This is a genomic window from Parasutterella excrementihominis YIT 11859, from assembly GCF_000205025.1.
In the GTDB taxonomy this organism is placed as follows: domain Bacteria; phylum Pseudomonadota; class Gammaproteobacteria; order Burkholderiales; family Burkholderiaceae_F; genus Parasutterella; species Parasutterella excrementihominis.
The window spans coordinates 1-14,610 of the sequence record NZ_GL883713.1 but is presented as its reverse complement, the minus strand read 5'-3'; the positions used below and the strand labels follow the sequence as shown (position 1 = coordinate 14,610).

The 14,610-nt window shown below is 44.0% G+C and carries 12 protein-coding genes and 1 pseudogene; 9 read left to right on the top strand and 4 right to left on the bottom strand.

Annotated elements, in window-relative coordinates; translation table 11 throughout:
- The first annotated feature begins 95 nt into the window (after nt 1-95).
- From HMPREF9439_RS06840 to HMPREF9439_RS06830, 3 genes are read left to right on the top strand one after another with little or no spacing between them, the layout of a single operon-like run.
- The gene (locus tag HMPREF9439_RS06840; protein WP_008864287.1) at nt 96-1,064 is read left to right on the top strand and encodes a DMT family transporter; all 969 of its coding nucleotides are present in this window, start codon (nt 96-98) and stop codon (nt 1,062-1,064) included.
- On the top strand, nt 1,061-1,960 hold the full coding sequence (locus HMPREF9439_RS06835; RefSeq protein WP_008864286.1) for a DMT family transporter: 900 nt from the start codon (nt 1,061-1,063) through the stop codon (nt 1,958-1,960). The genes HMPREF9439_RS06840 and HMPREF9439_RS06835 overlap by 4 nt, the downstream gene beginning before the upstream one ends.
- 30 nt (nt 1,961-1,990) lie before the next feature.
- Nucleotides 1,991-2,968 carry a LysR family transcriptional regulator gene (locus tag HMPREF9439_RS06830; RefSeq protein WP_008864285.1) on the top strand — a complete coding sequence of 326 codons (978 nt, stop codon included), beginning with the start codon at nt 1,991-1,993 and terminating at the stop codon, nt 2,966-2,968.
- Nucleotides 2,969-3,568: 600 nt separating this feature from the next.
- On the opposite strand, the gene HMPREF9439_RS06825 is transcribed toward HMPREF9439_RS06830, so the two are convergent.
- The 3 genes and pseudogenes from HMPREF9439_RS06825 to HMPREF9439_RS13640 form a co-directional block, all read right to left on the bottom strand.
- Nucleotides 3,569-4,450, bottom strand: coding sequence for a DMT family transporter (locus HMPREF9439_RS06825; RefSeq protein ID WP_008864284.1), 882 nt, complete (start codon nt 4,448-4,450; stop codon nt 3,569-3,571).
- 103 nt (nt 4,451-4,553) lie between these two features.
- Nucleotides 4,554-5,291 (bottom strand): LysR family transcriptional regulator substrate-binding protein, encoded by a 738-nt coding sequence (locus HMPREF9439_RS06820; protein ID WP_244862411.1) that lies wholly within the window; start codon nt 5,289-5,291, stop codon nt 4,554-4,556.
- Between the two features lie 87 nt (nt 5,292-5,378).
- Nucleotides 5,379-5,582 (bottom strand): annotated as a pseudogene (locus HMPREF9439_RS13640) (helix-turn-helix domain-containing protein); the annotation flags it as partial.
- A 183-nt stretch (nt 5,583-5,765) separates the two neighbouring features.
- Here HMPREF9439_RS13640 and HMPREF9439_RS06815 point away from each other — a divergent pair.
- The 3 genes from HMPREF9439_RS06815 to HMPREF9439_RS06805 are packed head-to-tail and all read left to right on the top strand — an operon-like array spanning nt 5,766 to nt 9,983.
- On the top strand, nt 5,766-7,082 hold the full coding sequence (locus HMPREF9439_RS06815; RefSeq protein WP_008864282.1) for an anaerobic C4-dicarboxylate transporter family protein: 1,317 nt from the start codon (nt 5,766-5,768) through the stop codon (nt 7,080-7,082).
- 11 nt (nt 7,083-7,093) lie between these two features.
- Nucleotides 7,094-8,548, top strand: a complete 1,455-nt coding sequence (locus HMPREF9439_RS06810; protein ID WP_008864281.1) for a lyase family protein — start codon at nt 7,094-7,096, stop codon at nt 8,546-8,548.
- 10 nt (nt 8,549-8,558) lie between these two features.
- Entirely contained in the window at nt 8,559-9,983 is a 1,425-nt protein-coding gene (locus HMPREF9439_RS06805) for a lyase family protein (RefSeq protein WP_008864280.1), read from the top strand.
- 156 nt (nt 9,984-10,139) lie between these two features.
- Here HMPREF9439_RS06805 and HMPREF9439_RS06800 read toward each other — a convergent pair whose 3' ends face one another.
- Nucleotides 10,140-11,057 (bottom strand): LysR substrate-binding domain-containing protein, encoded by a 918-nt coding sequence (locus tag HMPREF9439_RS06800; protein WP_008864279.1) that lies wholly within the window; start codon nt 11,055-11,057, stop codon nt 10,140-10,142.
- Between the two features lie 108 nt (nt 11,058-11,165).
- Between HMPREF9439_RS06800 and HMPREF9439_RS06795 the strand changes: the two genes are divergently transcribed.
- The 3 genes from HMPREF9439_RS06795 (at nt 11,166) to HMPREF9439_RS06785 (ending at nt 14,585) form a co-directional block, all read left to right on the top strand.
- Nucleotides 11,166-12,533: a hypothetical protein gene (locus tag HMPREF9439_RS06795; protein ID WP_008864278.1), complete on the top strand. Its 1,368-nt coding sequence runs from the start codon at nt 11,166-11,168 to the stop codon at nt 12,531-12,533.
- Nucleotides 12,534-12,595: 62 nt separating this feature from the next.
- Nucleotides 12,596-13,684, top strand: a complete 1,089-nt coding sequence (locus HMPREF9439_RS06790) for a porin (protein WP_008864277.1) — start codon at nt 12,596-12,598, stop codon at nt 13,682-13,684.
- 304 nt (nt 13,685-13,988) lie between these two features.
- Nucleotides 13,989-14,585: a hypothetical protein gene (locus tag HMPREF9439_RS06785; protein ID WP_008864276.1), complete on the top strand. Its 597-nt coding sequence runs from the start codon at nt 13,989-13,991 to the stop codon at nt 14,583-14,585.
- Nucleotides 14,586-14,610: the final 25 nt, after the last annotated feature.

Below are 14,610 nucleotides of genomic sequence, written 5' to 3'. Positions count from 1 at the left end.
ATTTGCATACCCTTCCATGCATTTAACACATAGCCTTTTTTTAGAAAAGGAGAGTGGAGATAATTTAAATCGAATCTTGATTTTTGGGGGCGATCATGTTTTTAGGCGTACTCAGTGCTCTGATTGCATGCTTTTTATGGGCGATAACTTATCTGTTGCCACAACTTTTGCCTATGTATACCTCAATGCAGTCAGGTTTGATACGTTGTTGTATCACTGCTCTAATCGCAATTGCCATGCTTCTGCCGGTACTGCATCAACTTAAATTTTTGAAAAAGTCAGACTGGTTAGTTGCAATCAAATTAACAGTCATAGGAAATTTGATTAATTTTTTGGCAATGCTTTACTGCAGTGAGTTAGCTGGTGCTTCAATTTCAGGTTTAACGACAGGGGCAATCCCGGTATTGGTTGCAGTCATATCAAATGAGCGGGATAAGAAATTAGGGCGTCCCTCACTTAAGCTCCAAAAATTATTTATTCCTTTAGGATTAATTTGTCTAGGTTTTATTATCAGCAATCTCTCGGAATTAGGAAATATTCCAGAAGGTTCCGCAACTGGATATTTCATGGGCGTTGCATTAGGGATTCTGCATACTATTCTCTGGTCATGGTATCCAATGGTTAATGCCGAGTGGCTTCAGAGCCATCCTAAATTTAGCAGCCTTACCTGGACTCTTGTTCAGAACTCTATATTGCTCCCTCTCGCAGCTCCCCTTTATTTTCTTTTTTGGTCAAAAGCTCTTCCCGGTACACCGTTTTTAGGTTCAGATCCTTGGTTATTAATTGGGATTCTCAGCTTTAATGCTTTATTTTGTTCAATAGGGGCCATGAGTTTTTGGAATTATGCCTGTAAAAAGCTTCCCACTTCTCTCAGTATTCAGCTAATGGTTTTTGAAACGATTTTTGCAATTGTAATGACTCATGTTCTCATGCAGAAGTTTCCTGCGTACGACATGATCATTGGTGCAGTTTTCTTAACCATAGGAGTGTCCATATCCCTCAACTTTTTTTCTAAAAATATCAAAGAGTTCGAAGGAAAACTTCAAGAGGAGGGTGGCTTATGACAACATTTAGAGCTGCTATCTTATTGCTTCTAGGGGCTTTATGCTTTAGTACAACTGGTATGTTTCAATCCATAGCTCCTGAAGATGCTTCTCCATGGATAGTGGGGGAGGCTAGGATGTCGGTGGGATGTCTTTGTCTTTTTGCATGGTGCTTCTTCAGTCATAAACTTCCCAAGAACTGGAAAGCTCTGCCTTGGAAATACATAGCAGTATGTACAGGTTGTATCCTCGCATATTCTCCACTTTTCTTTTTTTCTGTAAAGGCGGTCGGGGTTTCAACTACAGCCGTTGTCGCCATTGGCGTTACACCTTTATGGACGGCGATTATTGAGAAAGTTGTATATGGAGAGGCCCCGCCTATTCGTTGGTATGTTGCTACTTTCCTTGCCCTAGCGGGAATTGTACACATGAATGCAGAATCTTTTGATACAAGCTCTTCTTCGTTGCTTTACTCTATCCTGCCGATTGCAGCCGGATTTGTTTATGCAGTTCTTTTGGTAGTAACGCCTAAAGTAATGGAGCATATTCCAGCTGAAACGACAATGATGATAGTAATGGGAATCGCATCTGTAGTTATGTTTCCTGTAATTTTCCTTTTTCCATTCGACTGGATTTTTACAACCAAGGGTGCAGTAGTTGTTGTTGGGATTGGGCTGATTTCTGTTGGGCTGGCCTTCAGCTTGTTTATGACGGGTCTTAAATATACAGGCAGCGTTATAGGCGCGACCTTAGGACTTGCTGAGCCTATTGGAGCCTCAATTATCGGAATTGTTTTTCTAGGAGAGCCGGTTTCAAAATTGCAAATTGGAGGTCTGCATCTTCTTTTTGCTTCCATTATTCTGCTAGTTTTTGGACAAATATTATTAAGGAAGAAAACTAAAGCTGAGACTGAGTAAGAAGTAGAAAATTTTTTATTTGGAGGACCTATGTCTAAGACACCTAGGGGCGTGACTTTAGATCAATTGAGCACATTTCTTTTAGTTGCTAAGACAGGGACTTTTACGCAAACCGCAAAAAAATTAAATGTAAATCAATCGACGGTTTCCAGAACTTTACAAAAACTTGAAACCTTTCTAGGAGTTAGACTTTTTGAGCGGGAAGGTAATAATCTTATCCTTTCGTCTGCTGGTTTAAAAATACAGGCGAAAGCGCAAGCAATCGCTGATTCTGTAGACTCCCTAATAGCTGAAGCCAGAGAGTTTCAAGGGTGTAAAACTCATGGCTTACGCTTTGCTTCTTCAGTATCTTTTTCCAGGGCAATATCTCCTTTTTTGGTAAATGCATTGATAGGGTCGATCCCTGATATTGCAACTTTTTCAGGTAACACACCGGAAGTGATAGGTATGCTTCAGAAAGGTTTTGTTGACATTGCTGTTGCTACGACTTCGATGGCCGGTTTCTCTGAATTTACCTCAAGGGTTTTATACAGAGAGAAGTACTTATTAATTTTGCCGAGAGAGGTAGAGCACGTGATATCCTCCAAACAGGAGCTTGTTGAATATGCGAGTGATCACCCCTGTATTCAATTTCATAGACAGACGCAAGACTGGCTCCATACTTCTCGAGTTCTAAGACAGTTGGGCGTTAATAATTGGACTATCTCTCTAAGTACTATTGAAAGTATTATTCAACTGGTCGAAAGAGAAAAGTACTGGAGTTTGATGCCAGCTGTAAATATTTGGGGGGCTAATCGTGATTTATCGAAAGTCACCTATAAATTTTTATTTGGACAACAAGGTTATAGAACCCTCTATCTTTTGTATAGAGAAGAATATTTTAGGCCGATCGCCGATGAAATTGCATCAGTGGTAAAAATAGCTTTGGAGCAAGAGTTGATTCCTAAGTTCAGCAAAATAAATTTAACTTTGGGTACCGCTGTTGAATGGGAGGGAGATAGTAACTAACTTCTTCCTTGAAATTGAAAAGTACGGCATGTTCAGCGCCAACTCGATGTTCCTTCTTGATGTTCTAGCCATTAAACGACTTCTGATCTGTTTATCAAATTCATTCGTCTTTTTAAATAGCTCATTACTCAGCTCTCCATAGAAGGAATAGACTCCTAAACTACCGGCGAGCTGGAATTATTTTGGAAAGAAATCTATAAGACACATACCTACGAATGGCGTGGGAAATATTGAATCAGTGGGCAAGATTCTTATCCCTCGTGGGCAGAAGGTAAAAAAAAATAATTTTTCTTCCGTTCTGTGTTCTGGTTAAACGTGGGCGCTATCCAAAGCTCAAATATCGAATTCCTCGTGATCTTGAGTGGGTCAAGAAACCGTGGAATAAGCCGTAGCGGAGCGAGGTTACGACCTTATGCCGCGGAAGTTCTTGACGCCTTCTATTAAAAGTACGCTTGTAGATAAGACGGTTAAGGCAATCTTTGCCATAACCGCCTTATAGACTAAATCTCAGCTTTAGGTTAGAAAGACTACCTCAAACGAAAAGAATCACCGATTCTTGATTGGAAATATTTATTTCACAGCTTTCGAACTAGTCACAAGCTATTGAGTGGAGTAGGCAGTTTGTTTCTCGGGTTTGATCAAAAGAATAAGAGACAACAAAATCAGCACAATTCCGGAGAGGGTTGTGAGAGTGCACGGCTCGTGCAAAAGGGTTATTCCCCATAAAGCGGCTCCGAGCGGTTCGGCCATACCTAAGGTGGAAGCAACGGCAGCAGGTGTGGTCTTTGTGCCTCCAAAAAACAGCGCAAACGCCATGGACGCTGTCACAAGGCCTAGTCCAAGACAAACCAAAATACCTCTGGATGTGAAGGCCCAAGTTAACTCATTGAAGAATAACGATGGAAGATTGAAAAGGGCGACAAGCGCCATAACAATCATCATGCACACTTCGGAAGAAGAGCCTTGCATAGCCTCTTTTGCAAAAACAATTTCCAATGCATAGGCAAGCCCGGCCAACAAGGGGAGGAAGGTATAGAGAATATTTACTTGCCCCGAAAAGTTCTGAAGATTTAACAGGATTATTCCGACGACGGCGATTGCTGTGGCGATGAACCAAACACTGCGGGGAGATTTATTAAAAACAGTTTTTTCTATGATCGCCGTCCAAATAGGTGTAGAGCCTATGGCAACCACGGTTCCGACCGCAACCCCTGTTTTCAGGACCGAGGAGAAGAAAAGCAGTTGAAAGGAAAGTAAGCTCACGGCCATGAGAACGAGATATTTCCACCTCAAACTGCCGAAAGAAACACGGAATTTTCCTGATAAAAGACACCAAAATAGTAATCCCGCCGCGCCGATTAACATCCTCGCTTCGGTGATGGTAAAGGGCGTCGCACCACTAGGTGCATATTGCTGAAAGGTTCCGGAAAAACTAAAACAAACCGAACCGAGAAGAATTAAGAGCGGGCCTTTGTTGATCATAACAATCAAAATAATTTCGTACGAACAACATTGTTATTGGGAATACAGCGCGGTCGAACAAAAAACACTTCAGCTCATGTTAATCATGAGCAAAACTCAGGATTTATCTTTCTTCGGCTTTTTTACCTGTCATATCAACCATCACACCGCTTGTAGGATCAAGAACAAAAATATCCTGTTCCAACCAGGGGGCAATTTTTATTAATTCGGGGGCAACTGATTCTTTGAGAATGGAACAGGCTAACTGCGTGAATTCCTGCATCAAAGCCGAAGGTTCATTTTGACGAGTGAGTACATAAACTTTTCTGACCAGCAGAGGTTCGGGCATGGGTAAATACAAAATTTCATTCATCAGCCCTTTGTTTTGGAGGATCGTAGATGCCCTTGAAATCGTCCATCCGGCCCCCTGGGCAATTAAAGAAAGCATCGTGCTGTTGCTGTCAACTTCTATTTGATTAGCTACTGAGATTCCTGCGGTTCGCATAAAAACATCATTTAATTTGCCTCCTCCGGAAGCATGGTGATATTTGATAAAGGGCAAACCGCAGAATTGAAGGCCTTTCCAAGATTTCCAGCAATTGGAGTCTTTTAATGATTTGGGCAGTACGAGGAGACTGCCTTCCTGAAGAATCAATGTCCTATTCAAGCCGGAAAGTTCCGCTGTGGAGTCCGAGGAGATAATGATGTCAAGTTTTCCCTCAAGCAGCTCGCGGTGCAGTGAATTGGAAGTAGCTAAAATCGTAACGATTTGACGTGTTTTATCTCTGAGCCGCAGGATAAGTTTAGGCAGGAGGTCCACGCTCAAACTCTCGACACAGCCGACTCTAACGACCGGCTTCAAGTTGCTCTCTTTTCGAATCGAATCTGCTAAATCAAGAAAAGATTTCAAATGCTTTTGAAGTTCCTGATTAATAATTCTTCCTTCAGCCGTCAATGATATCGGCCGAGAACTTCGATCAAAAAGGGGACATCCCCAGCTTTTTTCCCATTCCCTCATGGATCGGGAAACTGCGCTCTGAGTGATTCTAAAAAATTTGGCCGTTTCACTGAAATTCCGTGTTTCCGATGCCTTTAAGAAAATTAAAGCCGAATGACTTAGAAACAGGTTTGAGAAGTCTTTTTTCTGTTCCATAGAGTCCTCCGCGGTAAAGGTGGGTTTATTAATTTTTTCACGGAATTACCGTCCGGATATCCAACCTGAGTTTAACGCATACTAAATATTAATTTAAGTTGGGATTGTCTCAGTCTATCCGAGTTCGGCTCAAAGATAAAAAAGATCCTTTTGGATCAATCCTTAAATTCCTGGAGAAATCTTATGATCTGGATTCAAGCCCTGATTATTCTGGCCTGTATCATGCTAGGCGCCAGAAAGAGCGGTGTGACTATGGGTTTTGCCGGAGGTGTCGGACTATTTATTTTGGTCTTTGTCTTCGGATTAAAACCGGCTTCTCCGCCTGTCAACGTTCTGCTTATCATCATCGCAGTCTCTTCCATGGCGGCGACGCTTCAGGTCGCCGGCGGGTTGGATTTGCTCGTCCATCTTGCAGAAAAAGTTCTTCGCAGTCGCCCTGACAGAATTACTTTCATGGCGCCTATCGTCACATTTTTGTTTACAGTCTTCACCGGTACGAGTTATGTGGCTCTGGCCGTCTATCCCGTTATCTGTGAAGTTGCTCTGGAAGCAAAGATAAGAGTGGAAAGACCAATGTCAATCGCGCTGGTGGCAAGTCAGCATGGAATTTCCGCGAGTCCGGTTTCTGCCTCCACGGCAGCTCTGCTGGCTGTTTTGGCCGCTCACGGCGTAAGCCTCGGACAAATTATGATGGTTCTGTTCCCGGCTATTTTCCTGGGAATTATTGTCGGAGCTTTGAGTGTTTATAAAAAAGGACTTGAACTCGAAAAAGATCCTGAGTTCTTAAAGCTCGTCAAAAACGGAGATATTACCTTTGGTTCCGGGGAATCTAAAAATTACAAACCGACGAAGGAAGCCGTCCTTTCCGTAACGTTATTCGCATTAGGCGTCTTCTTCATTGTCCTTTTGGGAAGCGTCAAGGCATTGATGCCCAGTTGGAATGTCGGAGGAAAAGTCTCTTATCTGTCAATTCCCAATGCGATTGAAATCATTGCCTTTCTAACATCCTTCATCATGGTATTTACCTGCAAATTACAGCCTGGAAAAATCGCTAAGAGCAGCGTTTTCTCCGCCGGTATGACAGGCGTAATCGCAATTTTCGGTATCGCATGGATGACGGATACGTTTTTCTTAGCACACAAGGCTTTTGTTATTGACAGTCTCGGCGGAATTGTAAGAGAGTACCCAATCCTCTTTGCAGTGATGATTTTCGTGATGTCCGCTCTTCTTCTTAGCCAAGGTGCGACAACCAGATCCATCGTGCCGATCGGTGTTTCCTTAGGGCTGCCGCTGGGCTCCTTGGTGGCATTTGCGCCCGCCGTAAACGGACTGTTCTTCTTCCCGGCAACGGGCAGTGCTATTTCAGCCATCACTTTTGATAGATCCGGGACGACAAAAATCGGCCGCTATGTCTTGAACCACAGCTTCCAGTTGCCCGGTTTTGTGACATGTATCAGCTCGATTTTATTCGGTCTTGTTATTTCCTATTTCGTGTTCTAAGGAGTTAATTCATGCGTATAGAAAAAGACGCCTTAGGCGAACTTCCTGTTCCGGAAGAAGCCTACTACGGTATTCAAACTGTCCGATGCGCTCAAAACTATGATGTGACGGATCATACTTTCAACGAACTTCCTCACGTGATTCGAGCGGTTGCTGAAGTAAAAAAGGCCGCGGCGCTTGCCAATAAAGAAATCAAGGCTCTCGAAGCTCGTAAAGCCGATGCAATCGCTCAAGCCTGTGATGAGATCATCGCAGGAAAACTCTCCGATCAATTCCCCGTCAATATTTGGCGCAGCCATGGGACCGGGGTCAATATGAACGTTAACGAAGTCATCGCGAACAGGGCTAACGAAATTTTGACGGGCCGCAAAGGTTACGATGAAGTTCATCCGAACACGCACGTCAACATGTGCCAGTCTTCCAACGATACCTACCCGGCTGCAGAAGCGATCGTCCTTTACCGGATGATTAAGAAGACAGTGGAATCCGTTAAATATTTCGAGGATGCGCTTAAAGAAAAGGCGATCGAATTTAAAGACCTCCCGCGTCTGGGGAGAACATGTATGCAAGATGCTGTTCCCATGACTTTCGGTCAAGTTTTTGCTGCTTGGCAGTCCCTGGTCCAAAGAAATCGTAAAAGGCTGGAGAAATTATTGCCGGAATATCAGGAAACAATCCTTGGAGCAACGGTTCTCGGCAGCGGTATGGGTGAAATGCCCGGATACAACGAAGCCGTCTACAAGCACCTCAGTGATATTGTCGGCTTTGAAATGCGTCAGGCTAAGAATATGGACGAAGTAATCGAAGATTCCGCTTTGTTTGACGGCTCCCAAAACAATGACTCATTTATTTACCTTCTTGGGGTTTTGAAATGTATCGCCTGTGCGGGAGGCAGAATTGGAAATGATTTGTACATTTTCAGCTCCGGCCCGAGAACTGGAATCGGAGAGTTTATCCTTCCGTCGATCGCTCCGGGCTCCTCCATCATGCCCGGAAAGATCAACCCCTACATGCCGGAAATGCTTCTGCAGATCATGCAGCAAGTCATCTCCCACGACATGATGGCCACTCTTACGGTAAATGAATCTGATTTGGACCTTTGCTCGAGTACTTGCGGTAGTTTCCTTGGCGCTATGGAATCTCTCGAATTAATTGAAAAGGGATTCAGACTGGTCGCGGATCTTTGCATCAAGGGGATCCAGGTTAACGCCGAATTAGCTAGAAAGAACGCTGAAATGAGTACCTCTCTGGCAACGATGGTTTCTGCCTTATACGGATACCCCATCGGTACAAAAATTGCCCATAAGGCATTCAATGAAGGGAAATCCTGTAAAGAAGTCGCCCTTGAGGAGGGGCTTATTGATCCGAAGATTGCAGAAGAGTTATTTGATGTCAGAAAGCTGGCCGATAGAAAAGAAACTATCGAGATGTTCCGCAAATATTCTTCTTTAAGAAAAATTGATTAATAGGTGCAATATGAGATTAGAACATGATGGTTTGGGCCAGATGGAGCTTCCTGAGGAGGCCTACTGGGGTATTGTCTCGGAAAGGAACAGAAAAGCATTCGATGTGGGTCCTCTGACATTGGATAACTATCCTTCATATATCCGTGCAATTGCATTGTGCAAGATCGCCTGTGCTCGTGCTAATGCAGAAATCGGGGCCTTAGATCCGGAAAAAGCCAAATTTATTGAAAAAGCAGCTTGGGAGGTTGCCGAGGGAAAATTCAAAGGAAACTTTGTCGTCAACATTTACAGAGGATCCGGCACTCCTGCCAACATGATCGTCAACGAAGTTATCGCACACCGCGCTAACGAATTGATGACGGGAGATAAGGCGAAGGGAACGATCCACCCGAACACTCACGTGAACATGTGCCAGTCAACCAATGACCTTATTCCGAGCGCCAAGGAAATGGTTGTTTATGACGAAATGGGTAAAGTCATCAAAGCTTCGGAGTATTTTGCCGAAGTTTTAAGAAGCAAGGCAGACGAATTCGCAGACGTCATAAAAATGGGAAGAACCTGTTTGCAGGACGCGGTTCCGATGACGCTCGGGCAAGAGTTCGGCGCCTTTGCCCATGCCGCCGAACGATTAGTCAAACGGCTTAAAACAGAGCAAGCCAGATGGAATCAATCCTGTATCGGCGGAACCTGTGTAGGCACGGGTATGGGCTGTATGCCCGGATTCAGAGCCGTGATTGATAAACACTTATCTGAGGTTTGCGGCCGTCCGATTCATACAGAAGAAGATCTGTATGATGGAATGATGGCAACAGACGGATTGGTGATTGCACACGCACATCTGCAAGCCCTCGCAACGTTAGTTTGGAAAGTTGCGCGTGACATCAGACTGCTGGGTTCGGGCCCGAGAGCCGGGTTTGGAGAAATCAACCTTCCGGCGGTGGCACCGGGGTCTTCGATCATGCCGGGAAAGGTAAATCCCGTTATTCCCGAGATGGTCTTTTTGTCTACTGATCGTGTTTGTGCCAATCACGCAGGTCTGGTTTCAGGCGTTTTATCCGGCTGGCTTGAGCTTGGAACATCTTCCGGTATTCCGATTAAGAGCTTCATTGAAAGTGCCGATCTGATTTCAAGAACTATGCGTGTTTTCGCAGACAAATGCATAAAAGGAATAACCGCAAATCGGAAACACTGTCTGGATATGACCGAAAAGTCGACTTCGTTAGCAACAATGGTTTCGGCTCTTTTCGGTTATGAAATCGGAACTAAGATTGCGCATATCGCGATCGACGAAGGAATCACGTGCAAAGAAGCAGCTAAAAAAGCTAATGTTCTTCCGGACTCTGTCATTGAAGAACTATTCGACGTAAATAATTTGGTCGATCCAAACAAGATGGAGGCTCTATTCAAGAAGTATCAAAACTATAGGTCCGTATAAATCTTCCACCTAAGGGCAGCCGGGTTGATTAGACATGAAATTGGAGGAGTTCTTTTCAATCCGGTTGTTTCACTTTTATTTGAAATCGTTTATTTGGTTAATTTTGTAATCAGCGGGAGAATAATCCATCTAAGTGTAAAAAGATAACAGACGTTCTCAATCTTGTCTCCATTGCAAAAAAAGATTTCTAAACCATTGGTGAGCCGGATCCCTATGCTTACTGTCTGACCAAATGATGGCCATCTTTGGACTGTTCAATTTGAGATGCGGGACTAGATCGACAATTGTGAGGTTCTGATAAAGGGTGCAAGCGGTTTTTGCGCTTTCTTCAGTACTAATCAAAATAAGATCGGATTCCGAAATAGCCTTCCAAGCCATGTCCGCACGGTCGGTTTTGAAAAACACGGACTCATTTTTGTTCCTTCCTGAAAAAATCTCATCGTCCGGCGATCGCCAATCCTGTTTGCGTCCCGAAGATAACGAAACGCGTTTGTACTGAGTCAAGTCATCAACCGTGATCTTGTCTTTATAAATCAGCGGATGATCTTTCCTAACCAATAAGCAGCGGTGTCCCGTTTTTAGGTCGGCGTAATGTGCTTGTTGCGGAAGACCGACGGCTCTCCCGATCAAAAGATCAATATCGCCGCTCATGAGTACTGAGATAGGACTTTCTCCGATGCTGACGTGTTCAACGGTACATTCAGGAGCTTCGGAAAGTATTCTCGGTAAAACATAAGCCATCATAGAAGGAGCAAAACCCGGTGAGCAGGAGAATTTAAAGTGGCGCCGGCAGTGTTTTAAATCGAAATCTCGTTCACGAATAGTCGAAGCAAGTTCCAAGAAACTCTCGAGCTTGGGTCTAAGGTTGTGAAAATAAGAGGTGGGGAGTAAAACGCCTTTAGATACAACAAACAGCGGATCGCCGAAAAAATCCCTATACCGATCGAGCAGTCGTGTCGCCGCAGAGGGAGAAAGATTAAATTTTTCTCCGCTTTTGCCGATCGCGCCGGTATCCGCAATAGTTAACAGAAAATCAATATGATCCGAATTAAAAGGGTCTTTTTTGGATGGCATCGAATTTACAAAAAACGCAATTCCAAGGTTGATTTATTTGCTATTTCTAATTGTAAACAAACTTCATAGAATCAGGAGGTGTACCGACACATCTACCAAGGAGAATATATGAAGACCTTTGCTTTAGCCCCAATAACCATCCTAGTTTCCTCTGCTTTGGCCTTGGCCTGCGGCTCGTCCTTCGCAGAAGAAGTTGCTAAAACACAAGCCGTGAGTACTGCGTCTCCCCAAGTTCAGGAAATTTCCGGTGCTACTAAGAAGCGTGAAGCAACTTCTGGAGCATTTGTCTTAACCAAGACAGCCGAAGGCAAAAAACTTTTGGCAGATATGGCAGCTGATTTCCTTTATACCGGTCCCAGCACGTTCGACGGAAAGAAAATCGGCGGCGGTAGAAATATGTACGCAATCGCGACTTCTTACGGCAACAGACCGGAAAACATCACTGCAGAGTTGACGACAGATTACGATCCGGCTAAAGGAACTTTTGTTTTCTACGGAACAACTGCCAAAGACAGCGGCAAGATCTTGAGAGCAAGCAAGTCCGGAACAGGTGTTTCTGTTGCTTGGGTCAAGCAGCTTCGCGAAAATGAAATCAAAAATCATGGCTATAACTACTACGACAGCTATGGCGTGCAGTTTGACGGTCCGGTAGAAGTCATCACTTCTAAATCGATCAATACTGGAGATCCGAAGAAAGATGCTGAAGCTCTGAAGAAGCTTGAAGCCATTATGAGCAAGTCCTTGACGACCATTAAAGAATGGAATCTCCTTTGGCACTTCGATCCTAATCTGAATCCCCAGCAGTTGGCAAAAGCGAAAGAAAATGCGATTCGCGATTTCATGTCTTATGAAGACGTCTACGTCGTGAATCCCAAGAAGATGATCATCATCGGTTACTTCTATCGTCCTTTAATGGTCAATCCCAAAAACGCCTTTGTCTACGGCGACTATGGTATTGATTCTTCCAAACCCGGATTCAAACTTGAAGAAGCTCCCGGATATCAAAAAGCACTGAGAGATACAAACTGCGCATATACCGTGAGCAAACAAGGCCGTGCTGAATATCCGTTCTTGGATGCAAAATACCCAGCTTCTTCTCCGAACAATATTATTAATCGTTTAGTGGCCTATAAAAACGAACAGGTGTTCGGACAGTCAAAACCTGCAGCTAATGCCAAACCTTTGCCTGCTGCTTTAGAAAAGATAGAGAAAATGTACAACGGCGGCGGAAAGATGCTGACCAAAGCTGAAGCAGAGAAACTTGCAAAAGAAGCAAACGGAAAACGTCAGGCAATTTATTGGGAAGATACCAGCAAAGCTGCTGATATGCCGGATCGTTACATGATCACATACACGGGTGTTGACTCCAATGGCAAGAATTACATTAGCGTTCAGCCGAACTGGAACCGCTTCTTTATGCTCCAGCCTAATAATATGTGCGGTATCGCAACACGTCACACTCTGACCTGGAACTAATCTTCAAACCCACATAGGAGACAACGAATACGTTGTCTCCTCGAACAATACGAGGACAAGTTATGAAAAAAGTTCTTGCTTTATCTGCGGCTGCTTTACTCATGACTGGGGTTTATGCAGCAGAAAGTAATGTTCAGGTCTACGGTGTGATTGATGCAGCTGTCACCGGCTATAAAGTCAAAGGGCAGGATGCAATGCTGGAATTTACATCCGGTTTTTCAATGGGAAATCGTATCGGCATTCGCGGCAGAGAAGATTTAGGTAATGGCTATTCTGTCGGATTTGATTTGGAACAGGGCTTCCTTTTGGACACAGGAGCTCAGTTCAATACTTGGAGCAAAGACGGTGTTGTACAGAATGGTGCCTTCAATCGTCAGAGCTATTTAGATGTAACGGGTCCGTTTGGCAAGATTGCTTTCGGAAGAATGGTTTCACTTAGCGGAGGTACCGGTGATTTCAATATGGCGAAGTGGAGCCCCTTTGGAATCGGTTACGGTGTAGCCTCTTTTATTGGCTATACCTTTAACCAAAGCCGCGTTAATAACGCATTGGCCTACGTTTCTCCGAGTTTTGACGGCTTTAAAGTCCAAGCCATGTACTCTAACGGTACAACAACAGATGACGAAAAGTGGTCTCACAACGATCATTACTACGGAATCGGGGCGATGTATGACAAGGGACCGTTAAATGCAGAGCTTATTTTTGAAACTCTCGATAATAAGTCTTCCGAAGCGCTTAAACCGGCTTATGTGATTTCTGCCGGCGGTTCCTATAAGTTCTCGATGACCAAAGTCTTCTTCGGTTATCAATACGGAACCCAGGACAATAAACGCAAACAGCATGTGATTCTTCTCTCAAGCGCAACTCCTTTGGCTGGTGGTACGTTAAAGTTCGGAGGCAAGTTGCTTTTGGGTAAATTGGATGGAAAAGCCAAGAAGGCCGGTATGGAAGATAAATACAATTCTTGGAACATCAATGCTGCCTATGAGTATCCTCTGAGCAAGAGAACTTACGTGTACGGATTCGCCGGCTATGCTGACGGCGGAAAGTTGCTTTCCGGAACTGCTTCTTTGAAAGCAAGCGGTTTACCTTTCCGCGCCAATATGGTTAACGCATGGCAGCTTGCTGTAGGTATGAATCATAAATTCTAAAAATATGAACCCAAGCCGGAATACGAATCCAATTTACAGCCTATTGGTAATTTGTTCCGGCTTTTTTGCAGCAAGTATTACCGCATGTCTAAATGTTGCTAACAATGAATACTGTTTATCCCAAATTTTATTCGTTCGGTATTTTCCTCTGGCCTTAATTTCATACTCGCTCCTTAAGCATTCTCACGTTTCCATTAAGACTCCTAACGCACTTCTGACAACGATTCGCTGTTTATGCGGTATCGGGGCAGTTGTTCTGTTTATAGAAGCTGCACAAAATATTCCGGTTATCAACGCTCAGACGATGTACTACACGGCACCGCTATTTACTAGCCTCTTTTTCTGCTTGCATGCTTTCAATCAAAAGCGTTCGGTATGGTTAAAGATTCTTCCTTTAATACCTCTTGGCTTCTTCGGAGTTCTTCTTGTTAACCGTCCTTCTTTTAGCGAGGTTGGTTTTGGCTACTCTTCAGCCGCATTACTGAGCGCATTGTTCCTTTCACTTGCAAGTCTTTCTCTCAAGGGTTTAGGTAAAAGAGGGGAACCTAGTGAAAGAACAATTTTTTATTTTTCGCTGACGTGCTGTATCACTGCGGCAGTCCTTTTCCCGTTAGAAAGTAAACCCTATAAAAGTTTTCTCGATCCTATTTTTATTCTGTTGGCGCTCTTTACTGTACTTCAGCAGTTTTGTGTCACCCTAGGCTGGGGTAGAGGCTCGACGTTACTTAATTGTGTCTTTCAATTTTCCGGCGTGCCGTTTGCGGTAATGTTTGGAGTCCTGCTTTTTAATGAGCGATTGGGCTTGTCGGCAATTTTCGGAATGGCGGTACTTCTTGCCAGCGAGTTAGTAGCGGTTTTGATTATGCAGAAGAAGCCGCATTCTGTGAACGGCAAGAAATAGAAGCTAACAGGCCCGCTAATCTGAC